At 73.5% G+C, this 14,913-nt stretch carries 19 protein-coding genes; 13 read left to right on the top strand and 6 right to left on the bottom strand.

Annotated elements, in window-relative coordinates:
• Nucleotides 1-53: 53 nt before the first annotated feature.
• A complete protein-coding gene (locus tag PHK61_RS30580; protein WP_274284814.1) occupies nt 54-803 on the bottom strand; it encodes a sulfite exporter TauE/SafE family protein in 750 nt (249 codons plus the stop codon).
• A gap of 104 nt (nt 804-907) precedes the next feature.
• On the opposite strand from PHK61_RS30580, the gene PHK61_RS30575 reads away from it, so the two are divergent.
• The 6 genes from PHK61_RS30575 to PHK61_RS30550 all read left to right on the top strand — a co-directional run bounded on the left by PHK61_RS30575 (nt 908) and on the right by PHK61_RS30550 (nt 4,879).
• Entirely contained in the window at nt 908-1,366 is a 459-nt protein-coding gene (locus PHK61_RS30575) for an ester cyclase (RefSeq protein WP_274284813.1), read from the top strand.
• 18 nt (nt 1,367-1,384) lie between these two features.
• Nucleotides 1,385-2,044: a TetR/AcrR family transcriptional regulator gene (locus PHK61_RS30570; protein ID WP_274284812.1), complete on the top strand. Its 660-nt coding sequence runs from the start codon at nt 1,385-1,387 to the stop codon at nt 2,042-2,044.
• Nucleotides 2,045-2,107: 63 nt separating this feature from the next.
• Nucleotides 2,108-3,136 carry an alpha/beta fold hydrolase gene (locus PHK61_RS30565; RefSeq protein ID WP_274284811.1) on the top strand — a complete coding sequence of 343 codons (1,029 nt, stop codon included), beginning with the start codon at nt 2,108-2,110 and terminating at the stop codon, nt 3,134-3,136.
• Nucleotides 3,137-3,194: 58 nt separating this feature from the next.
• Nucleotides 3,195-3,704, top strand: coding sequence for a hypothetical protein (locus PHK61_RS30560; protein ID WP_274284810.1), 510 nt, complete (start codon nt 3,195-3,197; stop codon nt 3,702-3,704).
• Nucleotides 3,705-3,770: 66 nt separating this feature from the next.
• On the top strand, nt 3,771-4,073 hold the full coding sequence (locus tag PHK61_RS30555) for a hypothetical protein (RefSeq protein ID WP_274284809.1): 303 nt from the start codon (nt 3,771-3,773) through the stop codon (nt 4,071-4,073).
• A 32-nt stretch (nt 4,074-4,105) separates the two neighbouring features.
• Nucleotides 4,106-4,879 (top strand): class I SAM-dependent methyltransferase, encoded by a 774-nt coding sequence (locus PHK61_RS30550; protein ID WP_274284808.1) that lies wholly within the window; start codon nt 4,106-4,108, stop codon nt 4,877-4,879.
• A gap of 393 nt (nt 4,880-5,272) precedes the next feature.
• Here the strand turns inward: PHK61_RS30550 and PHK61_RS30545 are convergent, their stop codons facing one another.
• A complete protein-coding gene (locus PHK61_RS30545) occupies nt 5,273-6,418 on the bottom strand; it encodes a hypothetical protein (RefSeq protein ID WP_274284807.1) in 1,146 nt (381 codons plus the stop codon).
• A gap of 181 nt (nt 6,419-6,599) precedes the next feature.
• Complete coding sequence (locus PHK61_RS30540) at nt 6,600-7,553, bottom strand: FadR/GntR family transcriptional regulator (protein ID WP_274284806.1); 954 nt, start codon at nt 7,551-7,553, stop codon at nt 6,600-6,602.
• A gap of 130 nt (nt 7,554-7,683) precedes the next feature.
• Here PHK61_RS30540 and PHK61_RS30535 point away from each other — a divergent pair, with 130 nt between their 5' ends.
• From PHK61_RS30535 to PHK61_RS30510, 6 genes are all read left to right on the top strand, one after another.
• Nucleotides 7,684-8,040 (top strand): hypothetical protein, encoded by a 357-nt coding sequence (locus PHK61_RS30535; RefSeq protein WP_274284805.1) that lies wholly within the window; start codon nt 7,684-7,686, stop codon nt 8,038-8,040.
• Entirely contained in the window at nt 8,034-8,195 is a 162-nt protein-coding gene (locus tag PHK61_RS30530) for a hypothetical protein (protein ID WP_274284804.1), read from the top strand. The genes PHK61_RS30535 and PHK61_RS30530 overlap by 7 nt, the downstream gene beginning before the upstream one ends.
• Nucleotides 8,196-8,306: 111 nt before the next feature.
• Complete coding sequence (locus tag PHK61_RS30525; RefSeq protein WP_274284803.1) at nt 8,307-8,810, top strand: dihydrodipicolinate synthase family protein; 504 nt, start codon at nt 8,307-8,309, stop codon at nt 8,808-8,810.
• Nucleotides 8,811-8,896: 86 nt separating this feature from the next.
• Nucleotides 8,897-9,754 carry an oxidoreductase gene (locus PHK61_RS30520; RefSeq protein ID WP_274284802.1) on the top strand — a complete coding sequence of 286 codons (858 nt, stop codon included), beginning with the start codon at nt 8,897-8,899 and terminating at the stop codon, nt 9,752-9,754.
• Nucleotides 9,755-9,806: 52 nt separating this feature from the next.
• Complete coding sequence (locus tag PHK61_RS30515; RefSeq protein WP_274284801.1) at nt 9,807-10,244, top strand: hypothetical protein; 438 nt, start codon at nt 9,807-9,809, stop codon at nt 10,242-10,244.
• Nucleotides 10,245-10,348: 104 nt separating this feature from the next.
• On the top strand, nt 10,349-10,909 hold the full coding sequence (locus tag PHK61_RS30510; RefSeq protein WP_274284800.1) for a bifunctional nuclease family protein: 561 nt from the start codon (nt 10,349-10,351) through the stop codon (nt 10,907-10,909).
• Between the two features lie 87 nt (nt 10,910-10,996).
• Here the strand turns inward: PHK61_RS30510 and PHK61_RS30505 are convergent, their stop codons facing one another.
• Complete coding sequence (locus PHK61_RS30505; RefSeq protein ID WP_274284799.1) at nt 10,997-11,413, bottom strand: hypothetical protein; 417 nt, start codon at nt 11,411-11,413, stop codon at nt 10,997-10,999.
• Nucleotides 11,414-11,734: 321 nt separating this feature from the next.
• Between PHK61_RS30505 and PHK61_RS30500 the strand changes: the two genes are divergently transcribed.
• Nucleotides 11,735-13,057, top strand: coding sequence for a hypothetical protein (locus PHK61_RS30500; RefSeq protein ID WP_274284798.1), 1,323 nt, complete (start codon nt 11,735-11,737; stop codon nt 13,055-13,057).
• Here PHK61_RS30500 and PHK61_RS30495 read toward each other — a convergent pair.
• Nucleotides 12,993-14,411, bottom strand: a complete 1,419-nt coding sequence (locus PHK61_RS30495; RefSeq protein WP_337994017.1) for an MFS transporter — start codon at nt 14,409-14,411, stop codon at nt 12,993-12,995. The genes PHK61_RS30500 and PHK61_RS30495 overlap by 65 nt on opposite strands.
• On the bottom strand, nt 14,408-14,854 hold the full coding sequence (locus tag PHK61_RS30490) for a MarR family winged helix-turn-helix transcriptional regulator (RefSeq protein WP_274284797.1): 447 nt from the start codon (nt 14,852-14,854) through the stop codon (nt 14,408-14,410). Before PHK61_RS30490 ends, PHK61_RS30495 begins: the two co-directional genes overlap by 4 nt.
• Between the last annotated feature and the right edge of the window lie 59 nt (nt 14,855-14,913).

Genomic DNA, 14,913 nt, shown 5'->3' with positions numbered 1-14,913 from the left:
CTCGCCAGCCTCGTGCTCTGGTCCCGGTCGTGATCCAAGAGACACGCCCTAGGTCACTCCAGGACCAGCCGCACGATCGCGACGAGCCCGACCACGACGATCACGGCGCGCAGGACCGTCGGCGAGAGCCGGCGCCCGATGCGCGCGCCGAGCAGGCCGCCGATCGTGGAGCTGACGGCGAGGATCGCGACGACCGGCCAGCTGATCGGCGCGACGGCGGCGTAGACGGCGCCGGCGACGACGTTGACCACGGCGGCGAGCACGTTCTTGTAGCCGTTGAGGCGCTGCAGCGGCTCGGTGAGCATCAGCCCCATGACGCCGACCAGCAGGATCCCCTGCGCGGCGGTGAAGTACCCGCCGTAGACGCCGACGAGGAAGATCAGCGGGTAGAGCGGCCAGGTGCGGCGGGTCGCCGCCGGCTTCGCCTTGAGCCGCTGCGTCAGCAGCGGTTGCAGGACGACGAGCACCAGGGCGATCCCGACCAGGAACGGCACGATCGTCTCGAACGCGTCCTCGGGCAGGGAGAGCAGCAGCGCCGTGCCGCCGATCGCCCCCAGCGCCGAGCACACCGACCACGACACGAGCTGCCGGCGCGCTCCCGTGATCTCGTGGCGGTAGCCCCACGCCCCGGTGATCGAGCCCGGGACCAGCCCGATCGCGTTCGACGTCGTCGCCGTCACCGGCGGATATCCCAGGGCGACGAGCACGGGGAACGTGACCAGCGTCCCCGACCCGACCACGGTGTTGATGGTCCCGGCCCACACGCCGGCGACGGCGATCAGCACCGCGTGCCAGAGCGTCACGCCGGGACCCTAGGTCCGTCGGCACCGCGCAGCCCGGTGGAACGGCGACCCCGGTTCCTCCATGATCGTGGCGGTGCCGCCCGGTCCCGGTCGAACCTCGTTCCATGACGAACACACAGACCATGACCAGCGCCGAGACCCTCGCCCGGCAGGTGATCGCGCACTTCGAGGCCGGCGAGATCGAGCGCATCGGCGACCTCGTGACCGAGGACTTCGTCGACCACGGCGCCCCGCCCTGGATGCCACGGGGACGCGAGGCCTACGTCGGCACCATGCGGTGGCTCAAGGACGTGCTGCGCGTCCGCTACGAGGTGGCGCAGGTGGTCGCGCAGGGCGACTGGGTGGCCGCGCGGGCGATCGTGCACGGCGTCTCGACGTCGGACCACCTCGGCTTCCCGCCGACGGGCCGGCCGTTCGCGATGGAGACGATGCACCTCTACGTCGTGCGCGACGGGCTGCTCGCCGAGCACTGGGGCGTGCGCGACGAGCTGGGCGCGCTGTGGCAGTGCGGGGCGCTGCCGACCCCGGCGCCGCCCCCGGAATTCCTGTCCGCCGGCGCCTGAGCAGGGCAACCTGTCGTGGTGACCGGAGTCCCGGGCCGGGGGCGAGCGTCGCCCCCGGCCCACGCGCCGCGCGCCGAGCAGGTCCGCGAGACCCGCCGGCGCGTCCTCGCCGCGGCGCGCGACCTGTTCGTGCGCCGCGGCTACGCGGGGGCGACCGTCGACGCGATCGCCCACCGCGCCGGCGTGAGCACGCAGACCGTCTACAACGTCGTCGGCGGCAAGGCCGAGGTCCTCAAGGCCGTCTACGACGTGGCGCTGGCGGGCGACGACGTGCCGGTGCCGATCACCGAGCGCCCGCACGCCGTCGCGATGCGCTCGGCGCCGGACGCGGCGACGGCCCTGGCGATCTACGCGCAGGTCGGGCGCCAGATGCTCGAGCGCGCCGGGCCGCTGCTCGTCACCGTGTACATCGACGCGCCGCAGCTGGATGCGCAGGTCCGGGCGTTCGTCGAGACCATCGAGGCGGAGCGCCGTGCCGGCACCGGGGTCGTCGCGGGCTGGCTCGCCGAGCGCTTCGGCCTGCGCGAGGGCGTCACCGTCGCCGAGGCCCGCGACGTGCTGTGGACGCTCCTCGCGCCCGAGACCGCGCACCGGCTCGTCCACCTCTGCGGCTGGAGCCCCGCGCGGTGGGAGGCGTGGATCGCGCGGACCGCGACCGAGGCGCTCTGCGGGTCTTGACGCTTGACGTGGTCCGACTAGTTTCCGGGGAAAGCTTCTCGACCGCTCGACGGGAGACTGCTCATGCCCATCCCCACCGACCACGAGCTCTTCGATCTCGGCGACGTCGTCCTCCAGCGCGGGGCGACGTTGCGGGACGCGAAGCTCGCGTACAAGACGTACGGCACGCTCAACGCCGAGCGGAGCAACGCCGTCGTCTACCCGACGTGGTACTCGGGCCGGCACACCGACAACGAGTGGCTGATCGGCACGGACAAGGCGCTGAACCCCGACGAGCTGTTCATCATCGTGCCGAACATGCTGGGCAACGGGCTCTCGTCGTCACCGAGCAACACCCCGCCCCCTTACGACCGGGCGCGCTTCCCGCAAATCACCTTCTACGACCAGGTCGAGTGCCAGCACAAGCTCGTCTCCGAGCACTTCGGGATCTCCTCGCTCGCGCTCGTGACCGGGTGGTCGATGGGCGCGGGCCAGACCTACCAGTGGGCGGTCAGCCACCCGGAGATGGTGCAGCGGGCGGTGCCGTTCTGCGGCTCGAGCGTGACGAGCCCGCACAACCGCGTGTTCCTCGAGTCGATCACCGCGGCGCTGCGGGCCGACGCGGCGTTCGAGGAGGGCTGGTACCGCCGCCTCCCCGAGAAGGGGATCCGGGCGTTCGCCCGGGTCTACGCCGGGTGGGGGTTCTCGCAGGCCTTCTACTGGCAGGAGGAGTGGCGACGTCTCGGCGCCTCGTCGCTGGAGGACTTCCTCGTCGACTTCTGGGAAGGCTTCTGGCTCGACGAGCGCGACCCGAACAACCTGCTCGCGATGGCCTGGACCTGGTTCCACGGCGACGTCGGGCAGACGCCCGGCTTCGACGGCGACACCGTGGCCGCGCTCAACTCGATCCGATGCCCGCTGCTGTCGATGCCCGCGGAGAAGGACCTGTACTTCCCGCCCGAGGACGAGCAGTGGGCCTCGCAGCACATCGGACGCGGCGAGGTACGCGTCATCCCGGGCGTCTGGGGCCACTTCGCCGGGGGCGGCGACAACCTCGAGGACACCGCGTTCATCGACCAGGGCATCCGCGACGTGCTCGCCATGGACCCCTGATCACCCGGTCGGTGGGCTGACCGCGCCCGCCGCTGCCGCCCGGGGAGGATGGCGCCCCGTGGGCGACATGCCGGTGGTGCGGTGGGGGCCGCTGCGCCTCGACGTCGAGATCGGCGTGGAGGGGACGGTCGTGCTGATGACCGTGCTCGTGGTCGCGCTCGACGACGGCATCGAGGACTTCATCGTGGCCGGGCAGCTCATCCTCGGCCCGCTCGTGGCGGCGTTCGCCGCGCACCTGTTCTCCCGCCGGCTGGCCCGACGCGCGCGCCAGGACGAGCCGCCCCCGACGCGGGCGGAGCTGCGGCGGCTGGCGCGCCACTCGTCGCAGTTCCTCCTGCTCGGCGTCGTGCCGCTGCTCGTCGTCGTCGTGGGCGGCGTGAGCGGGCTCTACGGCCCCGTGACCGCCATCGACGCCGTCATCTGGCTCGGGCTCGCGTTCCTCGTCGTCATCGGCGGCATCGGCGGGTGGCGCGCGCAGCACCGCGTCTCGGGGGCGGTGCGCGGCGCCGTCGGGGCGGGCGTGCTGGGGCTGTTCGTCCTGTTGCTGCGGTTGGTCCTCGAGCACTGACGTGACGGATGTCGTCCCGGGGAACGATGGGTGGCCCGCGGACGTCTTCGGAGCATGGTGTTCTCGGTGCGGCGTCTCCTCCTGGCGGCCCTGCTCGTGGTCGCCGCGATCATCTGGGTGGGCATCAACAAGCCCGTCGAGGGCGACGTGCTGCTCGAACTGACCCGCCGGCACGGCGTGACGACCGCCGACCTGCTCTCGCTGATCATGCTCGCGATGGCGGCGGTGATCGCGTGGCCGTCGCGGCGGCGGTCCCGTCCCGCGCCGGACGCACCGCGCGTGTCGTCCCCGCCGAGGAACGTCCCGCCGCCGGAACCGACGCGCCCGGTGCCGGGGCCGCCGCGACCGCCGGCGCCGCCGCGGCGCTGACGGAGCGTCCCGGTCGGGCACCATGCCGGGGCGTGGGACACGAGGTCGTGGTGACGACGAGCAAGTCGCCGTCCGACGCCGTGCGCGCCGCGGCCCAGGACCTCGCCGAGCGCTGGGGCCTGCGTCTCGTCGAGCGCCACCGCGGCTCGGTCGCCGCGGCGCGCGGCGAGGCAGGGACCGCGCTCGTGTGCACCGCGGAGGGGCTGGTCGCCGAGTCGGGGCGCGGACGCCTGACGTTCCACCAGGGCACGGCGGCGAAGCGGCTGCGCGCCCTGCGCCACGGGCAGAGCGACCCCTTGGTGCGGGCGGCCGAGCTCCGCCCCGGCGACCGGGTGCTCGACGCGACCCTCGGCCTCGGTCGCGACACGCTCGTGGCGGCGTGGGTGCTGGGGCCCGAGGGCGCGGTGGAGGGCGTCGAGGCGGACCTCGTGCTCGCGATCCTCGCCGCCGAGGGATTCGCCGGCGACGTGCCGCGGGCGGTGTCGGCGCCGGTGCGCGTCCGTTATGGCGACTCGCGGCAGGTGCTCGCCGACAGGGCCGCGGCCGGCGCGTCCGTCGACGTGGTCCTGCTGGACCCGATGTTCGTCGACCCGCGGGCGTCCGACCACGGCTTCGCTCTCGCCCGCGACCACACGGTCCCGACCCCGCTGACCCCGGAATGGGTCGCGCTCGCGCGTGCGGTCGCCCGGCGGTGGGTCGTCGTCACCGCCGAACGGGCCCGACCGTGGTTCCCCGAGGCCGGACTGGAACGACTGGAGGGGACGCGCTCGGGGCGGTGGTTCCGGGTGCGGGGCCTCTGCGCATGAACGCTCACGTCTCGGTGTGGTCAGCCTGACACGCCGACATCGCGGAGACTCGTGGGGCGCGCGATACCGGACGGGACGAGTGAGCCCTTCTTGGGTTCCGGAAACCGGAGGAGGTCCGACGATGGGGAAGTCGCCGAGTCGGGCGAATAATTCGCGCGTCTGGGCGATCCGCTGAGTCCTGCCTCGCAGGGGTGCGCTACCTTGCCCAGGACCTCTATACTCGTCCGTCGCTAGGAGGATCCACTCGATGCGAGAGATCAAGCTGGCCCCGTCGCGCACCATTCCGGTGCCCACCACGTGTCCTGGGGGCTCGCGCCTGTCCGCGCCCAGCGTGCGGAACCTTCCCGGTGGGTCATTCCACCGGCCCGCGGTCCTTCCTCCAGGCCTCGGCCTTCAGCGCATTCCGGGCGGCAGCTGATTATCGTGCGTTCGGTCCCGCCCGTGCTGGTCGGCGGGCGGGACCGAACACGTGTGCTCCTCGCGCCACATGAAATGAACCCCGTTTCCCGGAACGCACCATGTATTGAGTTCAACCCTCCTGACTTCGTCTGAGGATACCCAGCGCAGAGGGCCGGCGTCTGAGCGGCTCGTGAACGGGTGGACGCGAAAGAGTTCGTCCTGAGGGGTTCCGACGTCGAGCCCGCTCGTGTCGAAGCCGATCGTGCGGACGAAGCACGGATAGGGCGGGTGCCAAAAGCACGAACGGTTGTCGAGGAGCTGCAGGGTCGTCGAGCGGACATGGATTCCAAGAATGCGGTACGAGTGCGTACCAGGTGTTACGAGCGTTGACAGGTCAACCTCGAACATTCGCAGTTTTGCGAGATAATGCCGATGGTCGAGTTGGGTACCTCCCGCAGTCCCACCGCGGAAGAACGACAAGTACTTCGGCCAGTCCGGACTGTGGATCTCCCGGAGCGCCGGTGCGACATCGGTGATCTCATGTCTGTCGTTGTCCCCGTCGACGTACGTCATCCCGAGTCGGACCGAGGCCCGCATGCTCTCGACGGAGTCGTCGAACACCGGGGTCTTCGCGTCGTCGGAGACGAACCAGAGCTCGAAGAGCGACTGGGTGCTGCCGACCACGATGGAATCGCGGAGCACGGGGTCGGAGGTCGCGAAGAAGACGAACGTCGACGCGGGGACTCGGCGCCGGAACGCGTAGTCGACTTCCATCACGAGCTGGAAGTAGACGTCGTCCACGCGGTTCAGACGGCAGACGACGTCGGTGTGCTCGCTGATCGTCAGGTCCGACCCGTCCGTGGCGAGACCGGCGCCGCCGAGCACCGAGGTCAGGATGGCCCGGTTGTGCTCGGACGGTCCGTACACACGGTCGAGGAGCGGCCCCAGGATCTCGGCGGGTGGGAGGACCTCGAGGATCCCTTGCGCGACGGTGTCGACGAGGCGCGTCGCCTCGTGGCGCAGTTCCCGGCGCACGATCCCGACCAGGGTGGCGGCTACCAGTCCGACGGTCCCGAACGCCACCAGCGCCCACGCGACGCTCGTCAGTCTGGGGTTCGCGCCGAGGAGGAGCAGCACCATCCCGAGCACCGCGACGAGGCCTGCGCCGACGGCGAGGAGGCGCAATTGGCGCAGAGACACGCGTCTGCTGCGACGTGACAACCGACCAGGCACTGTCGAGAGCCTCCCCCAGGTGGCTGACGTCCATCCTGAGTGCGAGAGCCCGCATGTTCAACCGTCGAAGGGCAAGGGGTCTTGCTCGTCAGTCCTTCTGCCAGATCGGCGCGTCCGTCGCGTCGACATAGGCCGGGAAGCTCGCAGGGTCCACATCCCGTTCAAGCTCCCGCGACAGTGCGCGGTAGTGCCCGAGGAGATGCCCCGTCATCGTCATCCGCGCGCCGACCTCGTCGCCGCGTCGGATCTGGAAGGCGATCTGGTCGTGTTCAGTGGCTGAACGGTCGTGCACCTCGGGCGTCGTGAAGCTCTCGCGGCGCCAGCCGTCGACACGCGGCACGAGCGATCCGTACACGGCGGTCAGGTAGTCGTTGCCGGCCGCGTCGACCACCGCGAGGTGGAACGCCTTGTCGGTCCGGAGCAACGCGTCCGGGTCGTCGTGCGCGGCCTCCCGGTGCTCCCGACTGCGCTTCGCGATCTCGTCGACCTTGCCTGGCACGCTCCGCGCCCGAGACGCGGCGAGCGCGGCCGCAATGCCCTCGAGGGCGATGCGCACCTCCATCACCTCGAGGTCGTCGAACGCCCGCTCAGCGTCGGGGTCGTCGATGGGCGGCACCTGCGGGTGCGGGTCGTCGGCGACGTACCAGCCGCGTCCTCGGTTGACCTCGACGACGCCGCGGGCCTGAAGTCGCTGGAGACCACTGCGGACGGAGCTGCGCGCGACCCCGAAGCGACGGGCCAGGAGGGGTTCGGTCGGCAGGCGCTCGCCGGGGAGCAGCTCACCGGTCCGGACGAGCTCGGCGACGCGGTCGCTGACGAGCTCCGGCACCGGCTTGCGCTCGTTCGGCAGCTCCCAGCGGGGATCGTCCTCGTCCTCGCTGCGCCCCGGGGGGATCTCGTCGGTCACGACAACTCCTGACGGCAGAGCAGCGGCTGGCATGCGTCGTCGGTGGTCCGCCGCGGCGACTCGCGGGATGAACGATGTCGGACAACGTACCGCTTCACGTCCGTTTTCGGAAGCAGTGGTCTGCTGTCCGACCACACTGCGTCGAACATGATGTCGGACATCTGTTGCAGCTTGACAGACATATGACGTCGTCCACACCATGAGGTCGGGTCAGTCCTCGGGCCGTAGAGGTCGGGCGAGGCACTCCCGGGAGGCGGGGTCGGGGATGAAGGTGCTCGGGACGCAGGTGGGGCGCTGGGCGTCGGTGATCCTCGGGATCGCGACGCTCGGTGCGCTCGCGGCGGCGCCGTCGGCGCACGCCGCCGAGGCCGACCGGACGGTGCAGGAGGCGCCGTCCGGCGGAGCGAGCGGGGCGATCGTTGCCGTGTTCCTGGCGGCGGCCGTGCTGGTCGCGCTGTGGCGGGTGCTGCTGTGGCTCATCGCGGTGGCGTTCGTCGGGGTGCTGCTGCTCGGGGTGCTCGTGCTGGTGACGGGCGGTTCGCCCGGCGACGAACGTCCCTCGGGTGCCGCTCCTCTCGGCACGCACGGCGTGGTGCTCGAGGCGAGGGGGCCGTCATGGTGACGATCGTCGTGCTGGTCGCGGCCGGCACCGTCTTCGCGCTCGGGATGCTGCTCGGGCAGCAGCTCCACCGCCGTGAGCTCAGCGCCAACGAGCGGCGGATCGCCGAGCTGCGGCGCGAGCTGGCCCGCAACCAGAGCCTGCGCCGTCGGAGGTGACTCGGTGCCGGGCGGCCCGCTCACCGGGACACCTCTCGCGCGTCGGCGCCGCGTGAGCGACTTGAGGGCCCGACAGCCCGGAGTTCGCTCCCGTCGAGCAGGAGGTCAGCCATGGCCGAGCCCGTGTTCACCGGCGTCGGCGTCGCCCTCGTGACGTTGTTCGACGACGCGCGGCAGGTCGACCACGACGGGACCGGCAAGCTCGCCGCGCAGCTCGTCGAGCTCGGCGCCACCGCGATCGTCGTCGCGGGCACCACCGGCGAAGCCGACGCCCTCGACGACGCCGAGCGGCTCGCGCTGTTCGCCTCGGTGCGGGCGGCGGTGCCCGACGCCGTGGTCGTGGGCGGGACCGGGTCGTCGTCCGCGCACCAGACCGCCCGTCTCACCGCCTCGGCGCGCGACACGGGCGTCGACGCCGTCATCGCCCGCACTCCGCGGGGCCGGGGCGATCCTCGCGCTCGCCAACGCCAAGCCGGAGCGCTGCGTGGAGCCGGCGACGCCGCCGCCCAGCGCGCGCTCGCCGCGGCACACGTCTCGGAGCAGGACTTCCCGTGCGGGGTGAAGCACCTCGTCGCGCGCCGCTTCGGGACGTCGGAGATCGTGCGGATGGGGTGAGCGCCGTCTCCGGAGCCACCGGTCCGACGACGGGCAGACTCGACGGCGAGACCGTCGGGGGATTTCAGGAGTGGGAGGAGACGGCGATGTCGCCGCAGGACGGGGCCGGGCGGGTCTGGCTCATCACCGGGACGAGCACCGGGTTCGGGCGCGCGATCGCGCGGGCCGCGCTGGAGCGCGGCGACCGGGTCGTCGCGACCGCACGCCGCGTGGACGACATCGCCGACCTCGCGGCCTTCGCGCCGGAGCGGGCGCGCGTCGCGACCCTCGACGTCACCGACGACGGGCAGGTGGCCGCGGCGGTCGAGTACGCGGTCGCCGAGTTCGGGCGCATCGACGTCGTGGTCAACAACGCCGGGTACGGCAGCCGTGGGGCGTTCGAGGAGTTCACCGAGGAGCAGATCCGCGACCAGTTCGCGGTCAACGTGTTCGGGCCGTTCGCCGTCACGCGGGCGGTGCTGCCGGTGATGCGCGCGCAGGGGTCGGGTCACGTGATCCAGATGTCGTCGCTCGCGGGCGTGCGCTCGGCCCTCGGGGGGTCGATCTACTCGGCGACGAAGTTCGCGCTCGAGGGGATGTCCGAGGGGCTCGCGGCCGAGGTCAAGGGCTTCGGGATCAAGGTGACCATGATCGAGCCGGGGCCGTTCCGCACCGACTTCGCCGGCCGCTCGCCGGCGCGGCCGGAGCCGATGCCGGAGTACGCGGAGGTGCTCGACGAGTCCCGCGAGAAGTTCCTCAAGCTCCACGGCACCCAGCCGGGCGACCCGGATCGGGCCGCGCAGGTGGTGCTCGAGGTCGCCGACCTGGCCGACCCGCCCCTGCGCCTCCCGCTCGGCCCGAACGCGTTCGAGAACGTGCGGCAGACCTACACGACGCGGCTGGCCGAGGTGGACGCCGTCGAAGCGCTGGGCAGCGACACGGACTTCCCGGCGGCGGCGGGCTGACACCGCACGTGCCGCGGTGGCGACGCCCCCGCGGCCCTGCGACCGTAACCCGGTGGTCGCATCGGGGCGGGTCGTCGTCGGGCTGCTCCTCGCCGTGCTCGCGCTCGCCGGCTGCTCGAGCGAGTACACCGAGGGCACGTCCGCGCCCGCCGCGCGGCCCGACGGGTCGCTGGAGGCGGCGCGCACCAAGCTCCGGCTCGTCCAGCAGGACCCCTGCTACACGGTCGCCGACCTGACACGGCAGTGGCCGGTGTGCGCGCGGTGGGAGGAAGAGGTGCTCAACGTCGGGAACGCCGCGGCCGGCGCGCGTCCCGACGACCGGGAGATCACCGATCCGGCACTCGCGGTGCGGACCGGGCACGAGCACTTCGTGCGCGGGGGATGCGCGACCGGCGCCACGCCGGCCGACACCCCGCGGTGCATCGGCGCCATCGAGGAGACCCGCACCGCCGTCACGCGCCTGGCCCAGGGGATGAGCGCGGCGCGCTGAGCCGAACGGCCCCTGTGAGCGGACTTGGGGGTCATGACCCCGGAGTTCGCTCACAGGTGAGGGCGCGGTCGACGTCGGGTGGCGGGCGAGCGGATAGTGGGGGCATGGCTGTGGTCGAGGTCGCCGGTGTGGGGCAGGAGCAGGGGAGCGAGGACCCGGTGCTCCTGCTGCGTGAGCAGAGCGGGGGACGGCGCTACCTCGCGATCTGGATCGGGGCGCCCGAGGCGACGGCGCTCGCGGCCGCCGAGGTCGCGGCCACGTTGCCGCGCCCGCTGACCCACCGGCTGCTGCTCGACGCCGTCGAGGCGTTCGGTGCGCAGCTGACCGGCGTGCGGCTGACCGCCCTGGTCGACGGCCAGTTCCACGCCGAGCTCGACCTGGTCACCGCCGACGGCGGCACACGATCGGTGTCCGCCCGCGCGAGCGACGCCGTCACGCTGGCCGTGCACCAGGGCTGCCCGATCGACGCGTCCGAGGACGTGCTCGCCGAGGCCGCGCTGCCCGCGAACGCGGTGGCGACGGTCGGGGGCACCGAGGACGAGCCCGACGAGGCCGACCCGTCGTCACCGACGCCGCCCGCCGACGTCGAGGACGAGGTGGAGGCGCTGCGCCGCGCCCTGTCCGACGCGACCCCGGACGACTTCCGCACCGACGAGGACCAGTAGCCACCGGCGGGCCGGGCGGGCGCGGCGGGCCCACCAGTGTTCCGTGCGGCAGTGCGCGCAGCTCGGTGGCCGAGCGGCTGCGGTCCTCTAGCTGCCGGCGCTCCAGGGTGGACGCGCCGCCGCGACGGCGTCGATCGAGAGCGGTCCGCTGATCGACGAGGGGTCCGCGGAACGGGGCGCGGGAACGCCCGACGCGGCCACCTGACGGTTCCGCCGCTGCGCGCGGCCGATCCGAGCGGCGAGCGCGGCCCGCTCGGCCTCCTCGTGGCGGGCAGCTCGCCGGTCGCGGCGGCTCAGCCGTGCCGGCGGCCCGGCGGGCGGGACCGCGGTGTCCGCGCGCAGCGCCGCTGCGGGTCCGAGGGGGCGGATCGTCAGGGTGGTGATGTCGGCACCCGGCGAGACGGCGGGTGCCGGGATCGTGTGCCGGACGGCCAGGGCGATCCGCCGTGGGCGGACCGGCTCGCTGGCGGCGGCGGTCGGGTCGGAGCGGCTGTGACGTCCCATGGGGCACCTCCGTGGGCCCAGCGCTCCCTCACGCTGAGCTGATCGGCGTAGGACGCAGGGTTGCCACGGTGAACGGGTTCACACCCGTGGGAAAGGTCCGGGAACGGACGGAGACCGGGTCGGTGGTCGGCTCGCGATCACGGTGTGGCCCGGGCCCGGGCCCCGATCGTGGTCCGGCGGCCACTCGCTCGGGTGGCGTCGGCCGGGGGGTGCGGATCCAAGACCCGTCCGACGCCTCGTCCTGTCGTGACGCGCCGAGCAAACGGGTGACAACCACATCGGTGACTGGTTCTCCGGTGATGTTCTCCTGACACTTCGGTGGTGGTGAGAGCACGCGAGGGGTCCCGGGCGCCCACGCCGATGGCGGAGGCGGGCCCGGAGCTCCTCGGGGTGCACGACGCGCAGGCCTCGGCGCCGTACCGCCCGCGCGTGGTCGACGACGTCCTGGAGGACGCGCTCGGGGCCGACCGGCCGCTCGTCGTCGTGGTCGGCGACCGCCTCGCCGGCTCCTCGCGCGCCCTGCACCGCGCGCTGCGCCGGATGCTCGGCGACCGGCTGCTCCTGCCCGTCACCGACCCGCACGCCGTCGACCTCGCGGCTCTCGTCGGCACCGCGCGGACGATCGCCACCCGCGCGCGGCCGGTCGTCATCGCCGCCGACGACGCCCCGCCCGCCCTGCTCGACCAGGTCGACGACGCCGTGCTCGGCGCGCTCGGCGGCGGGGTCCGGCTCGTCCTGACCACCCGGCGCACGTTCCTCGGCGCCTCCCTGGCCGCCCCGACGCGTGCCCGCCTCGAGGCGGCGGGGGTCGAGATGCCGGCCGGGCGCCCGATCGGTGAGGACGTCCGCCCCGTGGCGCGGGCGCGCGCGGTGCTCGACCCGGTCGGCTGGTCGTCGCGTGTCCCGCTCGGGCTGCTGCGCGCGGCCGTCGACTGGGAGCGCCTCGGTGTCCCGCTCCCGCTCACCCCCGCCCTGCTCGCCGAGGTCGCCCCGCTGTCCCTTGCGGCCGTGGGCGCGCCGCCCACCGACCCGGGCGAGCTGCGGCGCACGGTGCGCGACCTGTTGCGCGCCGACCACGGCGGGCTGCGCGTGCTGCGCGCGGTGCCCGGCGCCCGGGGCCGGACCCGGCTCGCCGCCGACCGCCTGTTCTCCCACCTCGCCGACGGCGACACCGGCGGCTGGGCGGTCTCCGAGGACCTCGCCCGCGACCTGTGGCACCGGCTCGGCACCGAGGACCGGGCCCGCGTCGCGCGGGTCGCCCTGGCCCGCGGCGAGGGGCAGGTGGCGCTGTGGCTCGCGACCCAGGTGCCCCCCGACGACTTCGAGCCCGAGGTGCTCTACCGGCTCGGCGTCACGCTCGCCGAGCGCTCCGCGGCGTACACCCCGGAGCCGGGGCGCTGGGACGGCGGCGCCCTGCGGTGGCTCACCGCCGCCCTCGACCGCGCCGACGCGGACCTCGTCCCGCGGGCCCACCGCGCGATCCTGGCCGTCGAGTCGCGACGCGAGGCGCGGGCCGCGCTGCCCACGGTGCGCCTCCCCGTGGACGACGCCCGCGAGGGTCACCCGCGTCTGAGCCCACTCAGGCGGGATCGGGCGTGTCCACGCGCTGGACCACGCGCGCCAGCGAGCGGTCGGCGAGCGTGAGCACGAGGAACACCGCGGCCGCGGCGAGCATGACGATCGCGAGCTCGTGCATGCCCGCGGTGGTGGCGCCGTCGCGGAACACGATCCCGGTGGTGGCCGAGGCGATGATCGCGCCGAGGTAGAAGAACGTGCGCATCAGCCCGGCCGACGACCCGAGCCGCGCGGGGTCGGCCTGGTAGTAGACGGCGTTCTGGTTGGCCAGGTTGTTCAGGCCCTGCGGCAGCCCGGCCACGAGCGAGACCGCGAGGATCAGCCAGAGCACGCTGCCCGCGTCGAGCAGGAGCAGCAGCGCCGCGACGACGACCTGGCCGACCGCGCCCGCGACGAGCTTGCCGCGGATCTCGCGCCGCCGCCCCGTCACGGACGACACGACGATCGCCGCGCCGAACACGGGCAGCAGCACGAGCCCGGTGACCTGCGGCGAGAGCCCGCGGCCCTCCTCGAGCCACTGCGTGTAGCCGTAGAGGAACGCGTACGACGAGATCGCGGCGAGCAGCGAGCGGGCGTAGGTCGCGAGCAGCGGGAGGTTGCCGCCGAGCAGGCGCAGGTCGAGGAACGGCAGCGGCGCGCGCAGCTCCCACCACGTCAGCCCCGCACCGGCCGCGACCGAGAGGACCGGCAGCCACCACAGGTCCGCGTGCAGGTGGGTGAGGAACAGCAGCAGGGACACGAGCGTGACGACGAACAGGGCGACGCCGAGCGGGTCGACCGCGCGGGCGACGGCCCGGACGCCCCGCCGCGCCGCCGTCGACCGCGGCAGGTAGAGCGCGCCGAGCACGAGGCAGGCGATCGCGAGCGGGATGTTGACGGTGAACGTCACCCGCCAGCCCCCGACGGCGATGAGGAAGCCGCCGAGCGTCGGGCCGATCACCGCGACCGTCTGCGTCGCCACCGCGAGGACCGTCAGCACCCCGGCCGGGCTGTCACGGCCGGTGCGGTCGGCCTCGCCCCGGATCAGCGTCATCGCCGCCGGGTAGCCCGCGCACGTGCCCAGCCCGAGCAGCACCCGGGCGATCACGAGCACCGCGATCGACGGGGCGAGCGCGCCGAGGACGCCGCCGACCCCGATGAGCGCCGCGCCGGCGAGGAAGAGCCGGCGCGCGCCGAACAGGTCGACCAGGCGCCCGACCACCGGCTGGCCGATCGCGGTGGCGAGGTAGAGCCCGGAGACGAGCCAGGCGGTCTGCGCGGGCGGAGCGCCGAGCGCGATCCCGATGGGGACCAGGGCCACCGCGATCATGGTCGAGTTGATCGGGTTGAGGATCGCGCCGAGCACCATCGGCGCGACGAGGCGGCGGTCGAACCCCTCCGGCGGGGATGCCCTCGGGCTGAGCCGCTGCAGGGCCGTCGTCACCGGTCGGTCACCCGGTCCAGCAGCTCCATCGCCGCGAGGACGGTGCCGCGCTCGTCGTCGGTGAGGCGCTCGTGCAGCGCCCGTGCCAGCCACTCCTCGCGGGCGGCGCGCGTGCTGTCGATCAGCTCCCGGCCGCGCGGGGAGATGGTGAGCAGCTGCCGGCGGCCGTCGTCGGGATCGGGGCGACGCGTCACCAGCCCGCGCTCCTCGAGCACGGCCGTCGACGCCGCGACCGACTGCGGGCGGATGCCCTCGGCGGCGGCCAGGTCGCTGGCGGTGCGCGGGCCCTCGCGCTCGAGACGGCTCAGCAGCGAGGTCTGGGTGAGCGTCAGCTCCCCGGCCTGGTGCGACTCGCGCAGACGCCGGCGCAGCCGCCCGACCACGACGCGCACCTCGTGCGCCGCCCGCACCGCCGACGCGCTCAGCTCCCGGGTCTCCGTCACGATAGCCAGTCTAGACTGTTCAGTTGAGTCTGACGAACTCTGCGCCCGGCTACCGTGAT

Source organism: Actinomycetospora lutea (assembly GCF_028737205.1).
Lineage (GTDB): Bacteria > Actinomycetota > Actinomycetes > Mycobacteriales > Pseudonocardiaceae > Actinomycetospora > Actinomycetospora lutea.
The sequence above is the reverse complement of the archived record's forward strand: the minus strand, read 5'-3'. Positions and strand labels throughout refer to the sequence as shown.

Excerpts from the sequence above, each read along its gene's own strand:
- PHK61_RS30575 (WP_274284813.1), top strand. The coding sequence starts at position 908 with ATGACGAACACACAGACCATGACCAGCGCCGAGACCCTCGCCCGGCAG.
- PHK61_RS30565 (WP_274284811.1), top strand. The coding sequence starts at position 2,108 with ATGCCCATCCCCACCGACCACGAGCTCTTCGATCTCGGCGACGTCGTC.
- PHK61_RS30545 (WP_274284807.1), bottom strand. The coding sequence starts at position 6,418 with ATGGTGCTGCTCCTCCTCGGCGCGAACCCCAGACTGACGAGCGTCGCG.
- PHK61_RS30535 (WP_274284805.1), top strand. The coding sequence starts at position 7,684 with ATGAAGGTGCTCGGGACGCAGGTGGGGCGCTGGGCGTCGGTGATCCTC.
- PHK61_RS30530 (WP_274284804.1), top strand. The coding sequence starts at position 8,034 with ATGGTGACGATCGTCGTGCTGGTCGCGGCCGGCACCGTCTTCGCGCTC.
- PHK61_RS30525 (WP_274284803.1), top strand. The coding sequence starts at position 8,307 with ATGGCCGAGCCCGTGTTCACCGGCGTCGGCGTCGCCCTCGTGACGTTG.
- PHK61_RS30520 (WP_274284802.1), top strand. The coding sequence starts at position 8,897 with ATGTCGCCGCAGGACGGGGCCGGGCGGGTCTGGCTCATCACCGGGACG.
- PHK61_RS30510 (WP_274284800.1), top strand. The coding sequence starts at position 10,349 with ATGGCTGTGGTCGAGGTCGCCGGTGTGGGGCAGGAGCAGGGGAGCGAG.
- PHK61_RS30505 (WP_274284799.1), bottom strand. The coding sequence starts at position 11,413 with ATGGGACGTCACAGCCGCTCCGACCCGACCGCCGCCGCCAGCGAGCCG.